The following is a 17,707-nucleotide window of genomic DNA, read 5'->3' on the forward strand; positions in this document are numbered from 1 at the left end:
CCGTCCGGGCCACGTCTTTTTGCCGGTCTACGCCTTCTCCGACGCCGGTGCCGTCGCCGCGCGCCGGACCAGCTTCAGATAGCGGTCCCAGTCCCAGCCCCGGCCCGGGTCCGTGTGGTCGGCCCCCGGGACCTCCACGTGCCCGATGATGTGCTCGCGGTCCACCGGGATCCCGTACCGCCCGCAGATCGCCGCCGTGAGCCGGGCGGACGCCCCGTACATCGCGGCGGTGAAGTCCTGGGGGCGCTCCACGAAGCCCTCGTGCTCGATGCCCACGCTGCGTTCGTTGTACGAGCGGTTGCCCGCGTGGAACGCCACGTCCAGCTCGCGGATCATCTGCGTCACATGGCCGTCCTTGCGCACCACGTAGTGGGCGGCCGCCCGGTGTCCCGGGTCCTGGAAGGCGCGGACCGCGCTGCTGAAACTGCCCTGCGTGACATGGATGACCACGCGGTCGATGCCGTAGTCGTCGGGGCGGTCGGCGCGACGCCAGTTGGCCTCGGAGGCGGCCGCCCACTCGGCCCGCGCGTAGTCCACGGCGCCGGGTGTGCGCGGCTTCTCCACGCCGGGCAGCCGCCACCAGGCCCGCTTCAGCTGATCCCGCGCCAGCGCCGCCGTACCGACGGCCGTGACGGCGCCGCCGATCAGCACCGAGCGCCGGCTGATGCCGGTCCCGGTGCCGGACCCCGCCGTCCCCTTGGTCCCCATGTCAGGGACAACGCTTATCCGCGAGCTTTCGGTTCCCGCCCCCACGTACCCTGGGGGAGCTATGACTGAGACTCCCCAGCGCCCCCTCCGTGTGCTCGCCGCCATGTCGGGCGGTGTCGACTCCGCCGTCGCCGCGGCCCGTGCCGCCGAGGCGGGCCACGACGTGACCGGTGTGCACCTCGCCCTCTCCGCGAACCCGCAGTCCTTCCGGACCGGCGCTCGCGGCTGTTGCACGATCGAGGACTCCCGGGACGCCCGCCGCGCCGCGGACGTCATCGGCATCCCCTTCTACGTCTGGGACCTGGCGGAACGCTTCCGCGAGGACGTCGTGGAGGATTTCGTCGCCGAGTACGAGGCGGGCCGTACCCCCAACCCGTGCCTGCGCTGCAACGAGAAGATCAAGTTCGCCGCGCTGCTGGACAAGGCCCTCGCGCTCGGCTTCGACGCGGTGTGCACCGGCCACTACGCCACGGTGGTCCCCGGCGCCGACGGCAGCCGCGAGCTGCACCGCGCGTCGGACATGGCCAAGGACCAGAGCTATGTGCTCGGCGTCCTGGACGAGCGCCAGCTCGCCCACGCGATGTTCCCGCTCGGCGACACCCTCACCACCAAGGACGAGATCCGCGCCGAGGCCGAGCGCCGGGGCCTCGCCGTCGCCAAGAAGCCCGACAGCCACGACATCTGCTTCATCGCCGACGGTGACACGCAGGGCTTCCTCGCGGACCGCCTCGGCGGCCGGGCCGAGGGCGACATCCTGGACGAGTCCGGTGCGAAGCTCGGCACCCACGAGGGCGCCTTCGGCTTCACCATCGGCCAGCGCAAGGGCCTGCGCATCGGCCACCCGGCCCCCGACGGCAAGCCGCGCTACGTCCTGGACATCTCCCCGGTGAACAACACGGTGACCGTGGGCCCGGTCGAGGCCCTCGACGTCACCGCGCTCACCGCGATCAAGCCCCGCTGGTGCGGCACCCCGCCCTCCGGCCCGGGGACGTACACCGCCCAGCTGCGCGCCCACGGCGGCGAGACCGAGGTGAGCGCCGAGCTGACCGACGGCACCCTGCACGTCACGTTCACCGAGCCGGTGCGGGGCGTGGCCCCCGGCCAGGCGGTCGTGCTCTACGACGGGACGCGCGTGGTCGGTTCCGCGACCATCGCGACGACGGTGCGACGGGAGACGGCGGGGGCACCCGCCTCCTGACCGGGCGGTCAGGAGGGAAGGCCGCAGGGGCGATGCCGGGGCTGCGGCGAAACGCGCGCCAGGCCCCCGGCTCGGCTGTACGTCGACGGCGGCACGGACGCCGCGATGCGCCCGACCGCCCAGCCCACCGGCCCTGTGCCCCTGACCCCGCGGGGTCCCGGCACGCCCGGACCCCGCACGGCCGCGCCCGACCCCAGTACGGGCGTGGCCGTGCGGGGAGCCCATGGCCCCCGGTCCCGCCGGCGCTCGTCAGGACGCCTGGCGGACGTACACCTCACGGCCGAAGAACTCCGCCAGCACCGGGGCGACCACCTGGGGTGCCGGCTCGCGGGTCTGGCCCGTCAGCGTGCGGTGGCGGCCCCGGGGCAGCGCGTCCGCCAGCTGCCGGGTCGCCGTCCACGGGGCCGCCGGACCGGCACCGCCGCAGACCACCAGGGTCCGCGTCCTGACCGGGGCGAACCGGGTGGCCGGCACCGAGCCGTCGCCCAGCACCGCGTCGTCGTAGGCCAGTGTGTGCGCCACGGATTCCAGGGTCCGCCACAGCGGCGCCCTCCGCATCCTGGCGACCAGGTCGGCCGGGACCCCGGTGGCCGTCAGGAACAGCTCCACCGCCCCGCCCCGGTCCCCGGCGGCCAGCAGCCGGTGCAGCCGGGCCGTGCGGTCGGCCTTGCGCGGCGGCCCGGCAGGACCCGGCGTGTACGGCGGCTCGTACACCGCGAGCCGGGCCGCACCCAGCCCGGCGGCCTGCGCCTCCAGGGCCAGCGCGCCGCCCGCCCCGACACCGAACACCGAGGGCGAGCCGCCCGTCACGGCGGCCAGCGCCGCCAGGTCCTCGATCTCGCGCTCCACCGCGTACCGCGCCCCGTCGCCGCTGGCGCCCCGGCCGCGCCGGTCGTACGTGACGACCTGGAAGCGCGGCGCGAGCAGCCGGGCGAGCGGGGCCTCGGTGTCCGCCGTGGCCAGCGCCCCGCCCACCAGGATCACCGGCGGCCCGTCGCCCCGGCGCCGGTAGGCGATGGGAGTGCCGTCGCGAGAGGGAATCATGTCCATGGGAGGGTGGACCGCCGGGCCGTCGGAAACTCATCGGCGCCCGGGGAAAGACTTATTGACGACCCGTCAGCGGGCGACCAGCTCGGTGTCGTAGAAGCAGAAGTGGTCCTTGACCGCCTCCACTTCGGCCTTCGGCTCCTCGTACGCCCAGACCAGATCGGCCGCGCCCGGCAGCGACCAGTACGAGGCGTCCCCCTTGAACGGGCAGTGCGTGCGGGTGTCCGAAGGCGTCAGCAGCTCCGTACGGACGTCCTCGGGCGGCAGGTAGTAGCGGACCGGACAGCCCGTCTCGCGCAGGACGAGCGGGCGCCGGCTCTCGGCGAGCAGCAGACCGTCGCGGACCACGCGCACATGCTCGGTGCCGGGCTCGACGGTGATGTGGTGTCCTCGGGTGGCAGTCATGTATCTCTCAGCCGTTCCCGGGGCGGGTTTCTTCCCCGGCTGCCGGTCCGCCGGCGGCGGGCTCTACCGTGGCAGCCATGAACATCTGCGTCTTCCTCTCCGCCGCCGACCTCCCCGACCGCTACACCGTGCCCGCCCGTGAATTCGCCGAGCTGATCGGCCGCGGCGGCCACACCCTGGTCTGGGGCGGCTCGGAGAGCGGGCTGATGAAGGTCGTCGCCGACGGCGTCGAGGAGGCGGGCGGGAAGCTCGTCGGCGTTTCGGTCGACTTCCTGGCGGCCAAGGCGCGGACCGGGGCCGACGAGATGGTCATCGCGCGCGACCTCGCCGAGCGCAAGGCCCTCCTCCTGGAGAAGGCCGACGCGGTCGTGATCATGGTCGGCGGCACCGGGACGCTGGACGAGGCCACCGAGATCCTGGAGCTGAAGAAGCATGGCAAGCACACCAAGCCGGTCGTCCTCCTCAACACCGCGGGCTTCTACGACGGGCTGCGCGAGCAGTTCCGGCGGATGGAGGACGAGGGCTTCCTGCCGCTGCCCCTGACCGAGCTGGTGTTCTTCGCCGAGGACGGGGTCGGCGCCATGGCCTACCTGGAGGAGTCGGCCGGCCTGCAGTGACCGGGGCGCCGGGTGCGACGATGGGGCCATGTCCACTCACCTCATCACCGGTGCCGGCTCCGGCATCGGCGCAGCGGTCGCCCGCCGTCTCACCGAGCGCGGGGACGATCTCCTCCTCCTGGCCCGCGACGCGGGCCGCGCCAAGGAGCTGGCCGCGCTCCACCCCGGCGCCCGCACCCTCGTCGGTGACCTGTCCAACCCGGACCGGCTCTCCTGGGCCTTCGCCCAGCAGCCGATGCCGGACCGGCTCGACTCGCTGCTGCACATCGCGGGCGTCGTCGCACTCGGCCCGGTCGGCGAACTCACGCCCAAGGCCTGGCACCTCCACCTCAACGCCAACCTCGTCTCGCCCGCCGAGCTGACCCGCCTCCTGCTGCCCCAGCTGCGCGTCGCCCAGGGGCACGTCCTGTTCGTCAACTCCGGTGCCGGGCTCTCCGCGAGCCCCGAGTGGAGCGCCTACGCCGCGAGCAAGCACGGGCTGAAGGCGCTCGCCGACTCGCTGCGCCACGAGGAGCACGGCAACGGTGTCCGGGTCACGTCCGTGTACCCCGGCCGCACCGCCAGCCCCATGCAGGCCAGGGTCCACCAGCAGGAGGGCAAGGAGTACGACCCCGCCCGCTGGATCGACCCCGAGTCCGTCGCCACCACGATCCTGATGGCGCTCGACCTGCCCCGCGACGCCGAGGTCAACGACCTCACCGTGCGCCCCGGCCGCTGACCCCCGGCGCACGCCCGTAGGCTTCCCGCGTGAGCGAGAAGAGCGAGTTCAGGGACTGCCCGGCCACCGGGATCGGTTCGATGCCCGGAGGGGACGCCCGGGAGGCGGCGAAGACCGTCACCGGCTCCTTCGCGGACGGCGGGGGCATGCCGCACCTGGCGGAACTTCCCGGACGCGGGCCCGGCGCGGACATGATCGGGCGGACCATCGGGCTGCTGGCCGAGATCTACGGGCACGTCGAGCCGAGCGGCTGGCGGATCAGCGACCGGCCGGGCCGCGACACCCGCCGGGCCAGGTCCTGGCTCGGTGAGGACCTGGACGCCCTGGAGGAGTTCACCCAGGGCTACGAGGGCCCGCTCAAGGTGCAGGCCGTCGGGCCCTGGACCCTGGCCGCCGCCCTGGAGCGCCGGGGCGGCGAGGCGTTCCTCGGCGACCCCGGCGCCTGCCGCGACCTGGCGGAGTCGCTCGCCGAGGGGCTGCGCGGCCACCTCGCCGAGGTCCGGCGCCGGGTGCCGGGCGCGCGCCTCGCCCTCCAGCTGGACGAACCCTCCCTCACCGCGGTGCTGCGCGGCCGGGTCAGGACCGCGAGCGGCTACCGCACCTACCGGGCCGTGGACCGCCAGGTCGTGGAGGACACCCTGCGCGAGGTGCTCGCCGTGGCCGGCGGGGCCGCGACGCTCGTGCACACCTGCGCCCCCGAGGTGCCGTTCGCGCTGCTGCGCCGGGCCGGGGCGGGCGGGATCTCGTTCGACTTCTCCCTTCTCACCGAGCGTGAGGAGGAGGCGGTCGGGGAAGCCGTCGAGGGCGGCACCCGGCTGTTCCTCGGGGTGGTGCCGGGCACCGACCCGGCCTCGGGCCAATTGTCAGACCCGGGCGGTAGCGTCATGGGTGTCAGGACGCTGTGGCGCAGGCTGGGGCTGAATCCGGGGACTCTGACCGAGTCCGTGACGGTCACCCCCTCGTGCGGTCTCGCGGGCGCGTCGCCCGCGTACGCACGGGCCGCGCTCGCCCATTGCGGCCGGGCCGCCAAATCGCTTGCGGACAACCCTGAGTAACGGGGCGTTGGGTAACGGGAGGACGGGACGATGGCCGGCGAAGAGCAGACAGCGGTGCCAGTGGAGGCGCGGGATCGGCACGATCTCCTCGCGGAACAGATCGAGGAGCACCGCTTCCGGTATTACGTGAACGACCAGCCGGTCGTCAGCGACGCCGAGTTCGACCGGCTGATGCGCGAGCTGGAGGGCCTGGAGGAGGCCCACCCCTCGCTGCGCTCGCCCGACTCGCCGACCCAGAAGGTCGCCGGCCCCTACCGCACGCAGTTCACCTCCGTCGAGCACCGCGAGCCGATGCTCTCCCTGGACAACGCCTTCGACGACGAGGAGCTGTCCGCCTGGGGCGAGCGCATCGCCCGTGACGTGGGCCGCCCCGGCTACCACTTCCTGTGCGAGCTGAAGATCGACGGCCTCGCCGTCAACCTCACCTACGAGAACGGCGTGCTGACCCGGGCGGCGACCCGGGGCGACGGCCGCACCGGCGAGGACATCACGCCCAACGTCCGCACCATCGCCGACATCCCGCACCGGCTGAAGGGCGACCGGGTCCCGCCGCTGGTCGAGATCCGCGGCGAGGTCTTCTTCCCGATGGAGGGGTTCGAGGAGCTGAACGCCCGGCTGGTCGAGGCCGACGACAAGCCCTTCGCCAACCCGCGCAACGCGGCGGCCGGTTCGCTGCGCCAGAAGGACCCCAAGGTCACCGCCACCCGCCCGCTGCACATGGTGGTGCACGGCATCGGCGCCCGCGAGGGCTTCGACATCGACTGCCTCTCGCACGCCTACGAGCTGCTGCGCGAGTGGGGCCTGCCCACCGCCAAGTACAACAAGGTGGTCGACTCCCTCGCCGGGGTACGGGAGTTCATCGCGTACTTCGGCGAGCACCGGCACTCCGTGGAACACGAGATCGACGGCGTCGTCGTCAAGCTGGACGAGATCCCGCTCCAGGGCCGGCTGGGCTCCACCTCGCGCGCCCCGCGCTGGGCCATCGCCTGGAAGTACGCCCCGGAGGAGGTCAACACCAAGCTGGTCAACATCCGCGTCGGCGTCGGCCGCACCGGCCGCGTCACCCCGTACGCCCAGGTCGAGCCGGTCGTGGTGGCGGGCTCCGAGGTCGAGTTCGCCACCCTCCACAACCAGAACGTGGTCCGTGCCAAGGGCGTGCTCATCGGCGACACGGTGGTGCTGCGCAAGGCCGGCGACGTCATCCCGGAGATCCTCGGGCCCGTCGTCGACCTCCGCGACGGCACGGAGCAGGCGTTCGTCATGCCGACGCACTGCCCCGAGTGCGGGACGGAGCTGAAGCCCATGAAGGAGGCGGACGTCGACGTCCGCTGCCCCAACGCCCGCTCCTGCCCGGCCCAGCTGCGCGAGCGCGTCGCCTACCTCGCCGGCCGCAAGTGCCTGGACATCGACCACTTCGGATACGTGGTCGCCGCGGCCCTCACCCGGCCGCTGGAGCCCGCCGAGCCGCCGCTGCGTGACGAGGGGGACATCTTCGGGCTGACCGTGGAGGAGCTGCTGCCGATCCGCGCCTACGTCCTCGACCAGGACAGCGGGCTGCCCAAGCGCGATCCGAAGACCGGCGAGGAGAAGACGGCCCTGGTCTTCGCCAACCAGCAGGGCGAGCCCAAGAAGAACGCCCTCGCCATGCTGGACGCCATCGCCGCCGCCAAGCAGGCCCCGCTGGCCCGCGTCCTCACCGGGCTCTCCATCCGCCACGTCGGCCCGGTCGCCGCCCGTGAGCTGGCCCGTCAGTTCCGGTCCATCGACCGCATCGAGGAGGCCACCGAGCAGGAGCTGGCCGACGCGGACGGGGTCGGGCCGATCATCGCCGCCTCGGTCAAGCAGTGGTTCGCCGAGGACTGGCACCGCGAGATCCTGCGCAAGTGGCGGGAGGCCGGAGTCCGGATGGAGGACGAGGGGGCCGGCGAGGACGAGGGGCCCCGGCCGCTCGAAGGGCTCACCGTCGTCGTCACGGGCACACTGACCGGCCACACCAGGGACGGTGCGAAAGAGGCCCTCCAGAGCCGGGGCGCGAAGGTCACCGGTTCCGTCTCGAAGAAGACCGCCTTCGTCGTGGTCGGCGACAACCCCGGCTCCAAGTACGACAAGGCGGTGCAGCTGAAGGTCCCCGTGCTGGACGAGACCGGCTTCGCCGTACTGCTCGACCAGGGCCCGGACGCGGCCCGCGAGGCAGCGGTCCCGGCCGAGGGCCGGGCCGCGGAGCCCGCGCCGGAGGAGGACGCCGCACCCGGAGAGTGAAGGGTCACCGACACACCGTCCACGTCACCCGATCAGCGCATAGCAGATGCTGACGAACAGTCGGTTCGCATTTGGGCAAGAGCGGCAGACCGCTGCCCGCAGAAGCCTTCCGCGGCCTACTGTTGGAAGATGCGCCACCGGGCGAGGACCGGGGCGTGGTGGCACGGGCACGGAATCATCGGGTGACATCGGCATCGCCGGCTGTGAGAGGGACGGAATGAAACCGACCGAGAGCGCCGCACCGGTGGCGCGGCTGCAGGGTTTCGCCGGCCTCACCCCCAAAGTGGGTGCCGTCGTCGTCGCGCTCGCGGCGGTCCAGCTCGCGACCGGCTTCTACCGTGCCCTGAGCCGGGGACACGCTCTCTTCCCCGACGGCAAGGCCGGCTGGTCGCTCGCCGTCCTCACCGGCATCGTCGTCGGCCACCTGGTCGCGCTCGGCCGCGACCGGTGGTGGGGCGGCACCGGCTCCGGCGCCGCCCTCACCCTGGCCGTCCTGCTGCTCTACGGCTGGGTGCCCGCCGGTCTGGTCAGCCTCGTCGTGGTCGTCCTCGTCGGCGTCGCCCGCCGGCACCGCTGGTGGCAGGGGCTGCTGCACGGAGCGGTGGACATCCTCGGGGTCGGTGCGGCGGCGCTGGTGCTCGCCGCGTTCGGCGAGGTGCAGTCCGTCGAGATGCCGTGGAAGCCACTCGACTGGGGCATCGCCGCCGTCCCCGAGGTGCTGCTCGCCGCCGCCACCTATCTGCTCGTCACCCGGGTCCTGCTGTGGTATTCCCGGGCCCAGCCGGGCGGCGGCCTGCCCACCGTCGCCCGCACCGCGATGCTCCGCCAGGGCCTCGTCGCCGTCGCCCTGCTCGGCATCGCCCCGCTGATCTGCGTCGTCGCGATGGCCAGACCCATCCTGCTGCCGCTCTTCGCGGTGCCGCTGATCGCGCTCGACTCCACGCTCTGGATCGCCCGTGCCCGAGCCGAGGAGCAGCTGAAGGACCCGCTGACCGGGCTGCCCAACCGGCAGTGGCTGCTGGAGCGGACCTGGACGGCGCTGGAGGAGGCCGAGAGCGTCGGCAGCCGGACCGGCCTGGTCCTGATCGACCTCGACCGCTTCCGGGCGGTCAACGACACCCTCGGCCATCTCGCGGGCGACCGGCTGCTGCTCCAGATAGCGGAGCGGCTGCGGCTCGCCCTGCCGCGCGGCGCGGAGGCGGCCCGGCTCGGCGGCGACGAGTTCGCCGTCCTGCTGCCCACCGCAGACTCCACCACCAGCGCCCAGCGCGTCGCCCGCCACCTGGTCGCCGAGCTGTCCTCGCCGCTCGACCTGGACGGGCTCACCCTGGTCCTGGAGGCCAGCGCGGGTGTCGCCGTCTTCCCGGACCACGCGCTGGACGCGGAGGGGCTGCTGCGCCGGGCGGACGTGGCGATGTACCAGGCCAAGCGCGACCGCACGGGCGTGGAGGTCTACGAGTCCAAGCGGGACAGCAACACCCCGGACCGGCTCGGCCTCCTCGGCGACCTGCGCCGCGCGCTGGACGCGGGCGAGGTGGAACTGCACTACCAGCCCAAGGTCCGCTTCGACGGCCAGGTGGCCGGGCTCGAAGCGCTGGTGCGCTGGGTGCACCCGGAGCGCGGCCGGGTCCCCCCGGACGAGTTCATCGCCATCGCCGAGTCCTCCGGGCTGATGCCGCACCTGACGGAGTACGTCCTGGAGACGGCGCTCGCCCAGGTCGCCCGGTGGCGCGCACAGGGCCTCTTCGTGCCCGTCGCGGTCAACGTCTCCCCGCGCGACGTGCACACCCCCGGGTTCGCGGGCGGCGTCGCGGCCCGGCTCGCCCGGCACGGGGTCCCCGCGGGAGCGCTCCAGCTGGAGATAACGGAGCACGTACTCCTGGAGGACCCGCAGCGGGCCGCCGACACCCTGGCCGGGCTGACCGGACACGGCGTGAAGATGTCCCTGGACGACTTCGGCACCGGGTACTCCTCCCTGGTCCATCTGCGCCGGCTGCCGGTCAGCGAGCTGAAGATCGACCGGTCCTTCGTGGCCCGGCTCGCCATCGACCACGAGGACGCGGAGATCGTCCGCTGCACGATCGACCTGGCCCACTCGCTGGGGCTGCTGGTCGTCGCCGAGGGCGTCGAGGACGACGAGACCTGGGAGCGGCTGCGGGATCTGCGCTGCGACGCGGTCCAGGGCTGGCTGGTGGCGGCCGCGATGCCGCCCCAGGAGACGACCGCGTGGCTGCGGGCCCGGGGCGAGCACGGCTGGCGCCGCCCGGCCGAGCTGGCTGCCGCGGCGGCAGCCGCCGCCGCGGCAGCGGCGAGTGTGGCCGCCGCCGCGCCGACGCCGGAGCTGGAGCAGCGCCCCTCGGGGCGGACGGCCGGCTCACGGCCCTCGACGCCGTAGGACCGTCCCGGGCGGCGAATCAGGCAGGTGGCCGTGGGCGGTGCCGGCGACCCCATAGGATTGGGCCAAAACCACACACCAACCCCTGAGGATCGCTGCATGCCTGGCATCACGCGCGAGGAGGTCGCCCACCTCGCCCGGCTGGCGCGTCTGGAGCTGAAGGGCGAAGAGCTCGATCACTTCGCCGGCCAGCTCGACGACATCATCGGCGCGGTCGCCCGCGTCTCCGAGGTCGCCGACCAAGACGTACCGCCGACCTCCCACCCGCTGCCGCTGACGAACGTCATGCGGGCGGACGTGGTCCGCCCGTCTCTCACCCCCGAGCAGGCGCTCTCCGGGGCCCCGGCCCAGGAGCAGCAGCGTTTCAAGGTGCCGCAGATCCTGGGGGAGGACTGACAGCCATGACGGACATCAGCAGCATCATCAAGCTCACCGCGGCCGAGACCGCCGCGAAGATCGCCTCCGGCGAGCTCACCGCCGTCGAGGTCACCGAGGCCCACCTGGCCCGGATCGAGGCCGTGGACGAGAAGGTCCACGCCTTCCTGCACGTCGACCGCGAGGGCGCGCTCGCGCAGGCCCGCGCCGTGGACGCCAAGAAGGCGGCCGGCGAGAAGCTCGGCCCGCTGGCCGGCGTCCCGCTCGCGCTGAAGGACATCTTCACCACGAAGGACATGCCGACCACCGTCGGCTCGAAGATCCTCGAGGGCTGGGTCCCGCCGTACGACGCGACCGTCACCCAGCGGCTGAAGGCCGCCGACGTCGTCATCCTCGGCAAGACCAACATGGACGAGTTCGCCATGGGGTCCTCCACCGAGAACAGCGCCTACGGCCCCACCGGCAACCCCTGGGACCTCACGCGCATCCCGGGCGGCTCCGGCGGCGGCTCGTCGGCCGCCCTCGCCTCCTTCGAGGCCCCCCTCGCCATCGGCACGGACACCGGCGGCTCCATCCGCCAGCCCGCCGCCGTCACCGGCACCGTCGGCGTCAAGCCCACCTACGGCGGGGTCTCCCGCTACGGCATGGTCGCCTTCTCCTCCTCCCTCGACCAGGGCGGCCCCTGCGCCCGCACGGTCCTGGACGCGGCCCTGCTGCACGAGGCCATCGCCGGGCACGACCCGATGGACTCCACGTCGATCGACGCCCCGGTCCCGCCGGTCGTCGAGGCCGCGCGGAGCGGCTCCGTACAGGGCATGCGCGTCGGTGTCGTCAAGCAGTTCTCCGGCAAGGGCTACCAGGCCGGTGTCGTCCAGCGCTTCGAGGAATCGGTCGAGCTGCTGAAGTCGCTCGGCGCCACGGTGGTCGAGCTGGACTGCCCGACGTTCGACCTCGCCCTTTCGGCGTACTACCTCATCGCTCCCTCCGAGTGCTCCTCGAACCTCGCCCGGTTCGACGCCATGCGCTACGGCCTGCGGGTCGGCGACGACGGCACCAAGTCCGCCGAGGACGTCACCGCGCTCACCCGCGAGGCCGGCTTCGGCGACGAGGTCAAGCGCCGCGTCATCCTCGGCACGTACGCGCTCAGCTCCGGCTACTACGACGCGTACTACGGCTCGGCGCAGAAGGTCCGCACCCTGATCACGCGGGAGTTCGAGCAGGCCTTCGAGCAGGTCGACGTGATCGTCTCCCCGACGACGCCCACCACCGCCTTCCCGATCGGCGAGCGCGCCGACGACCCGATGGCGATGTACCTGGCCGACCTGTGCACCATTCCGACCAACCTGGCGGGCAACGCCGCCATGTCGCTGCCCTGCGGCCTGGCGCCCGAGGACGGTCTGCCGGTCGGACTGCAGATCATCGCTCCCGCCATGAAGGACGACCGGCTGTACAAGGTCGGAGCCGCCGTCGAGGCCGCATTCGTGGAAAAGTGGGGGCACCCACTGCTTGAGGAGGCTCCGTCGCTGTGAGTGCCATGGCTAAGCAGGCCAAGAACTTCAAGAAGTCGAAGACCGGGCTGTACATCTCGCTCGGCTCGACCGCGTTCGGCGCGATCAGCGTCGCCAAGCAGGCGAAGCTCGCGCGCAACGACAACGACATGCTGCGGCTCGTCGACGCCGCGGTGTCCGCCGCCGCCATCGTCACGGGCCTCGCGATCCTCTATCGCGAACTGAAGCGTCTCGGCGACGACGACGTTCTGCTGGGCTGAGAGGGAAAGTTTTCACCGTGACTGTCATCGACCTGGAGTCGTACGAGGACGCCCTCGCGACGTACGACCCCGTCATGGGCCTTGAGGTCCATGTGGAGCTCGGCACCAAGACGAAGATGTTCTGCGGCTGCTCCACCGAGCTGAAGCAGGACGCCAACTCGCAGACCTGCCCGGTCTGCCTCGGGCTGCCCGGCGCGCTGCCGGTCGTCAACGAGATCGGCGTCGAGTCCGCCATCAAGATCGGCCTCGCGCTGAACTGCGAGATCGCCGAGTGGTGCCGCTTCGCCCGGAAGAACTACTTCTATCCGGACATGCCGAAGAACTTCCAGACCTCCCAGTACGACGAGCCGATCGCCTTCGACGGCTATCTGGACGTCCAGCTGGAGGACGGCGAGATCTTCCGGGTGCAGATCGAGCGCGCCCACATGGAGGAGGACACCGGCAAGTCGACGCACGTCGGCGGCGCCACCGGCCGTATCCACGGCGCGTCCCACTCCCTGCTCGACTACAACCGCGCGGGCATCCCGCTCATCGAGATCGTCACCAAGCCGATCGAGGGAGCGGGCGCACGCGCCCCCGAGGTCGCCAAGGCGTACGTCGCCGAGCTGCGCGAGCTGATCAAGGCGCTCGGCGTCTCGGAGGCCCGCATGGAGATGGGCCAGATGCGCTGCGACGTCAACCTGTCGCTGCGCCCGAACGGCACCGAGAAGTTCGGTACGCGCTCCGAGACGAAGAACGTGAACTCGCTGCGTTCCGTCGAGCGGGCCGCCCGCTTCGAGATCCAGCGCCACGCCGCGGTGCTGAACTCCGGCGGCACGATCGTGCAGGAGACCCGGCACTTCCACGAGGAGGACGGCTCCACCACGGCCGGCCGCATCAAGGACAACGCCGAGGACTACCGCTACTTCCCCGAGCCCGACCTCGTGCCGGTCGCCCCGGCCCGCGAGTGGGTCGAGGAGCTGCGCAGGGGGCTCCCCGAGCTGCCGCGGCTGCGCCGCGCCCGGCTCAAGGAGGAGTGGGGCGTCTCCGAGCACGACATGCAGTCCATCCTCAACGCGGGCGCGGTCGAGCTGATCGTGGCCACGACCGAGGCGGGCGCCCCGTCGGACCAGGCCCGCAAGTGGTGGATGGGCGAGCTGGCGCGTAATGCCAACGAGACCGGCCGCGGTCTGGACGAGCTGCCCGTCACCCCGGCGCAGGTCGCCCGGGTCGCCGAGCTCGTCGCCTCGGGCGACCTCAACGACAAGCTGGCCCGCCAGGTCCTGGAGGGTGTCCTCGCGGGCGAGGGCGACCCGGACACCGTCGTCGAGAAGCGCGGCCTGAAGGTCGTCTCCGACGAGGGCGCGCTGTCCACGGCCGTGGACGAGGCCATCGCGGGCAACGCCGCCATCGCGGACAAGATCCGCGGCGGCAAGGTCGCGGCGGCCGGTGCGCTGGTCGGCGCGGTCATGAAGGCGACCCGTGGCCAGGCGGACGCGGCCCGGGTGCGCGAGCTGATCCTGGAGAAGCTCGGCGTCGAGGGCTGAGCCCTTCCCAGCCCCGAGGGGCGGTGCTTCCGGTACGGACCGGTGGCGCCGCCCCTTCGCCGTGCCGGGTCCCTCGTACGGGGGTGCCGATGTCGCCCATAGCGTGATCCGCACCCTGTGACCCTCCCCACGAAACGGGCAAATGATCACAGATGGCTGCAAGAGTGGCCGTTCTCAGGTCATGCGTTTTCCTGCGGTCGGCTCGTCGAGCCCCCGGGGAGGCACGAACCCGCAGGGAGTACGTCCCTTGGCTGCCATCGCCCGCTGGTGCGTCACGCACCGCCTCCTCGCCGTCCTCATCTGGCTGTTCGCCCTCGGGGGCACGGCCGCAGCCGCGGGGTTCGCGGGGTCGGCCTACTCCAACGACTACGAGGCGCCAGGCACCGAGTCCGGCCGGGCCGCCGAACTGCTGAAGAGCGGCTTCACCGATCTGGGCGGCGACACCGACACCATCGTCTGGCACACCGACGACTCCACCGTGCGCGCCGGCGACGTAGAGCAGAAGATGACCCGGACCCTGCACGCCGTCGAGCGGCTGCCGGGCGTCGGCGCGGTCGAAGGACCGTACACGGAGACCGGCGCCGCGCAGATCAGCGCGGACGGGCGCACCGCCTACGCCACCGTCACCTTCCACCAGCGCGCCGACGACGTCCCCGTGGGGCAGGCCCAGGCGGTCGTGGACACCGCGAAGGCCGCCGAGAGCCCGCACCTGCGTGTCGAACTGGGCGGCTCGGCCGTCGCCCTCACCGAGGCACCGGCCGTGCACCTCAGCGAGGCCATCGGGGTCGCCGTCGCGGCCGTCGTCCTCTTCCTCGCCTTCGGCTCGCTCGCCGCGAGCATGCTGCCCATCGCCACCGCGCTCGTCTCTGTCGGCACCGCCTACGCGGGCATCGTGCTGCTCGGCCACATCATGACCGTCGCCGACTTCGCGCCGATGCTGGGCATGCTGATAGGGCTCGGCGTCGGCATCGACTACGCGCTGTTCATCGTCACCCGGCACCGCAGAGGGCTGCGGCGCGGGCTGACCGTTCCCGAGGCCGCGCAGCACGCGGTCGCGACGACCGGGCGGGCCGTCGTCTTCGCCGGAGCCACCGTCTGCATCGCGCTGCTCGGCATGCTGATCCTGCGGCTGAGCTTCCTCAACGGCGTCGCCGTCGCCGCGTCCGTCACCGTCGTCCTGACCGTCGCCGCTTCGGTGACCCTGCTGCCGGCCCTGCTGTCGCTCATCGGGCTGCGGGCGCTGAGCCGACGCGAACGCGCCCGGCTGGCCGCCCACGGGCCGCAGCCCGAATCGCCCACCGGCCTCGCCGCCCGCTGGTCCGCCTTCGTGGAACGGCACCCCAAACTGCTGGGCTCCCTCGCCGTCGTCGTGATGCTGGTCCTCGCCCTGCCCACCTTCTCGCTCCACCTCGGCAGCTCCGACCAGGGCAACAACGCCCGGTCCTCCACCACCCGGCAGGCGTACGACCTGCTCGCCGACGGCTTCGGCCCCGGTGTCAACGGGCCGCTGACCATCGCCGCGCACCTGGACGGCGCCGACGACCGGCTCGCGATGGACGCCCTGCCCGCCACCCTGCGGGCCGTCGACGGGGTGGCCCGGGTCCACCCCGTCACGTACAACGCGGGCGGCGACACGGCGTACGTCACCGTCGTCCCCGACTCCTCGCCGCAGTCCCGCGAGACCAGCGTCCTGGTCGAGCGGCTGCGCACGGACGTGCTCCCGAAGGCGGCGGACAACACCTCGCTGGAGACCCATGTGGGCGGGGTGACCGCCAGCTACGACGACTTCGCGCAGATCATCATCGGCAAACTGCCGCTCTTCATCGGCGTCGTCATAGGGCTCGGCTGCCTGCTCCTGCTGATGGCCTTCCGGTCCATCGGCATTCCGCTCAAGGCGGCCGCGATGAACGTCGCGGCGGTCGCCTCGTCGTTCGGTGTCGTCGTCGCGATCTTCCAGTGGGGCTGGGGCAGCGAACTGCTGGGCCTCGGCAGCGCGGGCCCCATCGAGCCCTTCCTCCCGGTCATCATGGTCTCGGTGCTCTTCGGCCTCTCCATGGACTACCAGGTCTTCCTGGTCGGCCGGATGTACGAGGAGTGGCTGGAGACCGGCGACAACCGGCGCGCGGTCCGGGTGGGCCTCGCCGAGACCGGCCGGGTGATCAACTCGGCCGCGGTGATCATGATCTCGGTGTTCCTCGCCTTCGTCCTGAGCGGCGACCGGGTCATCGCGATGTTCGGCATCGCCCTGGCGGCGGCCGTGGCCCTGGACGCCTTCGTCCTGCGCACCCTGCTCGTCCCGGCGCTGATGCACCTGCTGGGCGGGGCGAACTGGTGGCTGCCCGGCTGGCTGGAGCGGCGGCTGCCCCGCCTGAGCGTCGAACCGCCCGACCGCGCCGTGCCGCGCGTACCGGCCCCGGGGGCGCCGGCCCGCGAGGAGGCCATCGCCGAGCGCGTCCATTGACCGCGCGCCGGGACGCCGACGTCCGTTAAGCGGCCTCTCATCTGCGCCACCTAGCGTGCGTCCCATGAACCCCACGACTCCCACCACTCCCGCAGCCCCCGTCGCCGAGGGCGACGGCGAGAAGACGACCGAGAACGTCACCGACACCGCGGCGAAGGACGCGGACCAGCAGGACACCGACGAGGCGGGCCGGGGGGCCGAGGCGGGCGCGGAACTCGAAGCCGACGAGCAGGACACCGACGAGCACGACACCGACAACGAGGAGTCCTCCGGGCTCGTCGCCGGCGCGGCGGCCGTCGTCTCCGCGGGACTCGGCGTCGTCTCGCTCACGGGCGGCTGGACCAGCCGGGTCGCCGCCGAGCGCGAGACCCTGATCGGCCAGATCAAGACGTCGTCCGGCGGCTCGGCCGCCCAGCAGATCTCCGAGATATACGGCGACGCCTGGCACGCCACCGCCCTGGTCAACGGCCTGTTCGGCCTGCTCGCCCTGCTGGTCGGCTGCTACGTCCTGGTCCGGCCCGCGTTCGGCGCCCCGACCACGCACCCGCAGGCCGGCTGGGTCCGCTCGGTGGCCAAGGGCGGCATCGCGCTCGGCACCCTCGGCGTGCTGATCTCCGTGGCGATGTACTTCGACCTCATCGTGGCCCTTCCCACGGCGGGATAGGTAACGCCCTTCCCACGGCGGGATAGGTAACGCCCTTCCCACGGTGGGATAGGGGACCCCGGTCACGGCCCTAAGGCATGGCGGGGCGGATCGACCGGGCCTCTGCGGTGGTACGGACCCGCGCCTAAGGCCCCCGCACCCCACAGATGCGGAACTCGCCCGATGTGGCGCCCCCCCTGGGGGACGAGAGTGGTGGCACGGCGGATGAACTGCCGCCGCCGAGGCCCTGACGGGCCCGTCATCCAGGGGGACATCCCATGTACGAGCTCGAACTCCACAAGATCATGCAGGCCGAACTGGTCCGCCGCGCCGACCACCAGCGGCTCGTCAGGGAGGCCCGGTCCGCCCGCCGGTCCGCCCGCGGTTCCGCACGCCAGGACGGCGAGAGGCCGGTGAGTACGGCCGGCGCCTGGGAACGGTTCACCCACGCCGCGTAGGGCGGGCCCGATGGACCGGGACCGCACGGCATGAGCGCCCGGGAAATTCCGGCCGCGTTGTCGGACCCGTGTGC

At 72.6% G+C, this 17,707-nt stretch carries 16 protein-coding genes; 13 read left to right on the plus strand and 3 right to left on the minus strand.

What is annotated here, in order from left to right; all coding sequences use genetic code 11:
- Positions 1–27: 27 nt before the first annotated feature.
- Positions 28–708, minus strand: coding sequence for an N-acetylmuramoyl-L-alanine amidase (locus tag B082_RS0117955; RefSeq protein ID WP_018553201.1), 681 nt, complete (start codon positions 706–708; stop codon positions 28–30).
- 61 nt (positions 709–769) lie between these two features.
- Here B082_RS0117955 and mnmA point away from each other — a divergent pair, with 61 nt between their 5' ends.
- Complete coding sequence (gene mnmA, locus B082_RS0117960; RefSeq protein WP_026249913.1) at positions 770–1,906, plus strand: tRNA 2-thiouridine(34) synthase MnmA; 1,137 nt, start codon at positions 770–772, stop codon at positions 1,904–1,906.
- A gap of 249 nt (positions 1,907–2,155) precedes the next feature.
- On the opposite strand, the gene B082_RS0117965 is transcribed toward mnmA, so the two are convergent.
- Together B082_RS0117965 and B082_RS0117970 are read right to left on the minus strand one after the other, a co-directional pair.
- Positions 2,156–2,956 (minus strand): alpha/beta fold hydrolase, encoded by an 801-nt coding sequence (locus tag B082_RS0117965; protein WP_018553203.1) that lies wholly within the window; start codon positions 2,954–2,956, stop codon positions 2,156–2,158.
- A gap of 66 nt (positions 2,957–3,022) precedes the next feature.
- Positions 3,023–3,358: a DUF427 domain-containing protein gene (locus tag B082_RS0117970; RefSeq protein ID WP_018553204.1), complete on the minus strand. Its 336-nt coding sequence runs from the start codon at positions 3,356–3,358 to the stop codon at positions 3,023–3,025.
- A 77-nt stretch (positions 3,359–3,435) separates the two neighbouring features.
- On the opposite strand from B082_RS0117970, the gene B082_RS0117975 reads away from it, so the two are divergent.
- The 12 genes from B082_RS0117975 (at position 3,436) to B082_RS0118030 (ending at position 17,633) form a co-directional block, all read left to right on the plus strand.
- Positions 3,436–3,975 (plus strand): TIGR00730 family Rossman fold protein, encoded by a 540-nt coding sequence (locus B082_RS0117975; RefSeq protein ID WP_018553205.1) that lies wholly within the window; start codon positions 3,436–3,438, stop codon positions 3,973–3,975.
- A 28-nt stretch (positions 3,976–4,003) separates the two neighbouring features.
- Positions 4,004–4,693 carry an SDR family oxidoreductase gene (locus B082_RS0117980; protein ID WP_018553206.1) on the plus strand — a complete coding sequence of 230 codons (690 nt, stop codon included), beginning with the start codon at positions 4,004–4,006 and terminating at the stop codon, positions 4,691–4,693.
- Between the two features lie 29 nt (positions 4,694–4,722).
- Complete coding sequence (locus B082_RS0117985; protein ID WP_026249914.1) at positions 4,723–5,748, plus strand: methionine synthase; 1,026 nt, start codon at positions 4,723–4,725, stop codon at positions 5,746–5,748.
- Between the two features lie 30 nt (positions 5,749–5,778).
- A complete protein-coding gene (gene ligA / locus B082_RS0117990) occupies positions 5,779–8,007 on the plus strand; it encodes an NAD-dependent DNA ligase LigA (RefSeq protein ID WP_018553209.1) in 2,229 nt (742 codons plus the stop codon).
- A gap of 217 nt (positions 8,008–8,224) precedes the next feature.
- Entirely contained in the window at positions 8,225–10,402 is a 2,178-nt protein-coding gene (locus B082_RS0117995) for a putative bifunctional diguanylate cyclase/phosphodiesterase (protein WP_018553210.1), read from the plus strand.
- A gap of 99 nt (positions 10,403–10,501) precedes the next feature.
- Positions 10,502–10,798, plus strand: coding sequence for an Asp-tRNA(Asn)/Glu-tRNA(Gln) amidotransferase subunit GatC (gatC, locus tag B082_RS0118000; RefSeq protein WP_018102521.1), 297 nt, complete (start codon positions 10,502–10,504; stop codon positions 10,796–10,798).
- Positions 10,799–10,803: 5 nt separating this feature from the next.
- A complete protein-coding gene (gatA, locus tag B082_RS0118005) occupies positions 10,804–12,306 on the plus strand; it encodes an Asp-tRNA(Asn)/Glu-tRNA(Gln) amidotransferase subunit GatA (protein ID WP_018553211.1) in 1,503 nt (500 codons plus the stop codon).
- Positions 12,307–12,311: 5 nt separating this feature from the next.
- The gene (locus B082_RS0118010; RefSeq protein WP_018553212.1) at positions 12,312–12,545 is read left to right on the plus strand and encodes a hypothetical protein; all 234 of its coding nucleotides are present in this window, start codon (positions 12,312–12,314) and stop codon (positions 12,543–12,545) included.
- 17 nt (positions 12,546–12,562) lie between these two features.
- Positions 12,563–14,071: an Asp-tRNA(Asn)/Glu-tRNA(Gln) amidotransferase subunit GatB gene (gatB, locus tag B082_RS0118015; protein WP_018553213.1), complete on the plus strand. Its 1,509-nt coding sequence runs from the start codon at positions 12,563–12,565 to the stop codon at positions 14,069–14,071.
- Positions 14,072–14,318: 247 nt separating this feature from the next.
- A complete protein-coding gene (locus B082_RS0118020; protein WP_018553214.1) occupies positions 14,319–16,532 on the plus strand; it encodes an MMPL family transporter in 2,214 nt (737 codons plus the stop codon).
- 64 nt (positions 16,533–16,596) lie between these two features.
- Complete coding sequence (locus B082_RS0118025) at positions 16,597–17,196, plus strand: hypothetical protein (RefSeq protein WP_018553215.1); 600 nt, start codon at positions 16,597–16,599, stop codon at positions 17,194–17,196.
- A 257-nt stretch (positions 17,197–17,453) separates the two neighbouring features.
- Complete coding sequence (locus tag B082_RS0118030; RefSeq protein WP_018553216.1) at positions 17,454–17,633, plus strand: hypothetical protein; 180 nt, start codon at positions 17,454–17,456, stop codon at positions 17,631–17,633.
- Positions 17,634–17,707: the final 74 nt, after the last annotated feature.

Source organism: Streptomyces sp. ATexAB-D23, from assembly GCF_000373645.1.
Taxonomy (GTDB): Bacteria; Actinomycetota; Actinomycetes; order Streptomycetales; family Streptomycetaceae; genus Streptomyces; species Streptomyces castrisilvae.

What these genes read in the sequence shown, in the direction of transcription:
- gatA (WP_018553211.1), top strand. Translation starts at nt 10,804, where the DNA reads ATGACGGACATCAGCAGCATCATCAAGCTCACCGCGGCCGAGACCGCC.
- ligA (WP_018553209.1), top strand. Translation starts at nt 5,779, where the DNA reads ATGGCCGGCGAAGAGCAGACAGCGGTGCCAGTGGAGGCGCGGGATCGG.
- B082_RS0117975 (WP_018553205.1), top strand. Translation starts at nt 3,436, where the DNA reads ATGAACATCTGCGTCTTCCTCTCCGCCGCCGACCTCCCCGACCGCTAC.
- mnmA (WP_026249913.1), top strand. Translation starts at nt 770, where the DNA reads ATGACTGAGACTCCCCAGCGCCCCCTCCGTGTGCTCGCCGCCATGTCG.
- B082_RS0118010 (WP_018553212.1), top strand. Translation starts at nt 12,312, where the DNA reads ATGGCTAAGCAGGCCAAGAACTTCAAGAAGTCGAAGACCGGGCTGTAC.
- gatC (WP_018102521.1), top strand. Translation starts at nt 10,502, where the DNA reads ATGCCTGGCATCACGCGCGAGGAGGTCGCCCACCTCGCCCGGCTGGCG.
- B082_RS0117955 (WP_018553201.1), bottom strand. Translation starts at nt 708, where the DNA reads ATGGGGACCAAGGGGACGGCGGGGTCCGGCACCGGGACCGGCATCAGC.
- B082_RS0117995 (WP_018553210.1), top strand. Translation starts at nt 8,225, where the DNA reads ATGAAACCGACCGAGAGCGCCGCACCGGTGGCGCGGCTGCAGGGTTTC.
- B082_RS0117965 (WP_018553203.1), bottom strand. Translation starts at nt 2,956, where the DNA reads ATGGACATGATTCCCTCTCGCGACGGCACTCCCATCGCCTACCGGCGC.
- B082_RS0118030 (WP_018553216.1), top strand. Translation starts at nt 17,454, where the DNA reads ATGTACGAGCTCGAACTCCACAAGATCATGCAGGCCGAACTGGTCCGC.
- B082_RS0118025 (WP_018553215.1), top strand. Translation starts at nt 16,597, where the DNA reads ATGAACCCCACGACTCCCACCACTCCCGCAGCCCCCGTCGCCGAGGGC.
- B082_RS0117970 (WP_018553204.1), bottom strand. Translation starts at nt 3,358, where the DNA reads ATGACTGCCACCCGAGGACACCACATCACCGTCGAGCCCGGCACCGAG.
- B082_RS0117980 (WP_018553206.1), top strand. Translation starts at nt 4,004, where the DNA reads ATGTCCACTCACCTCATCACCGGTGCCGGCTCCGGCATCGGCGCAGCG.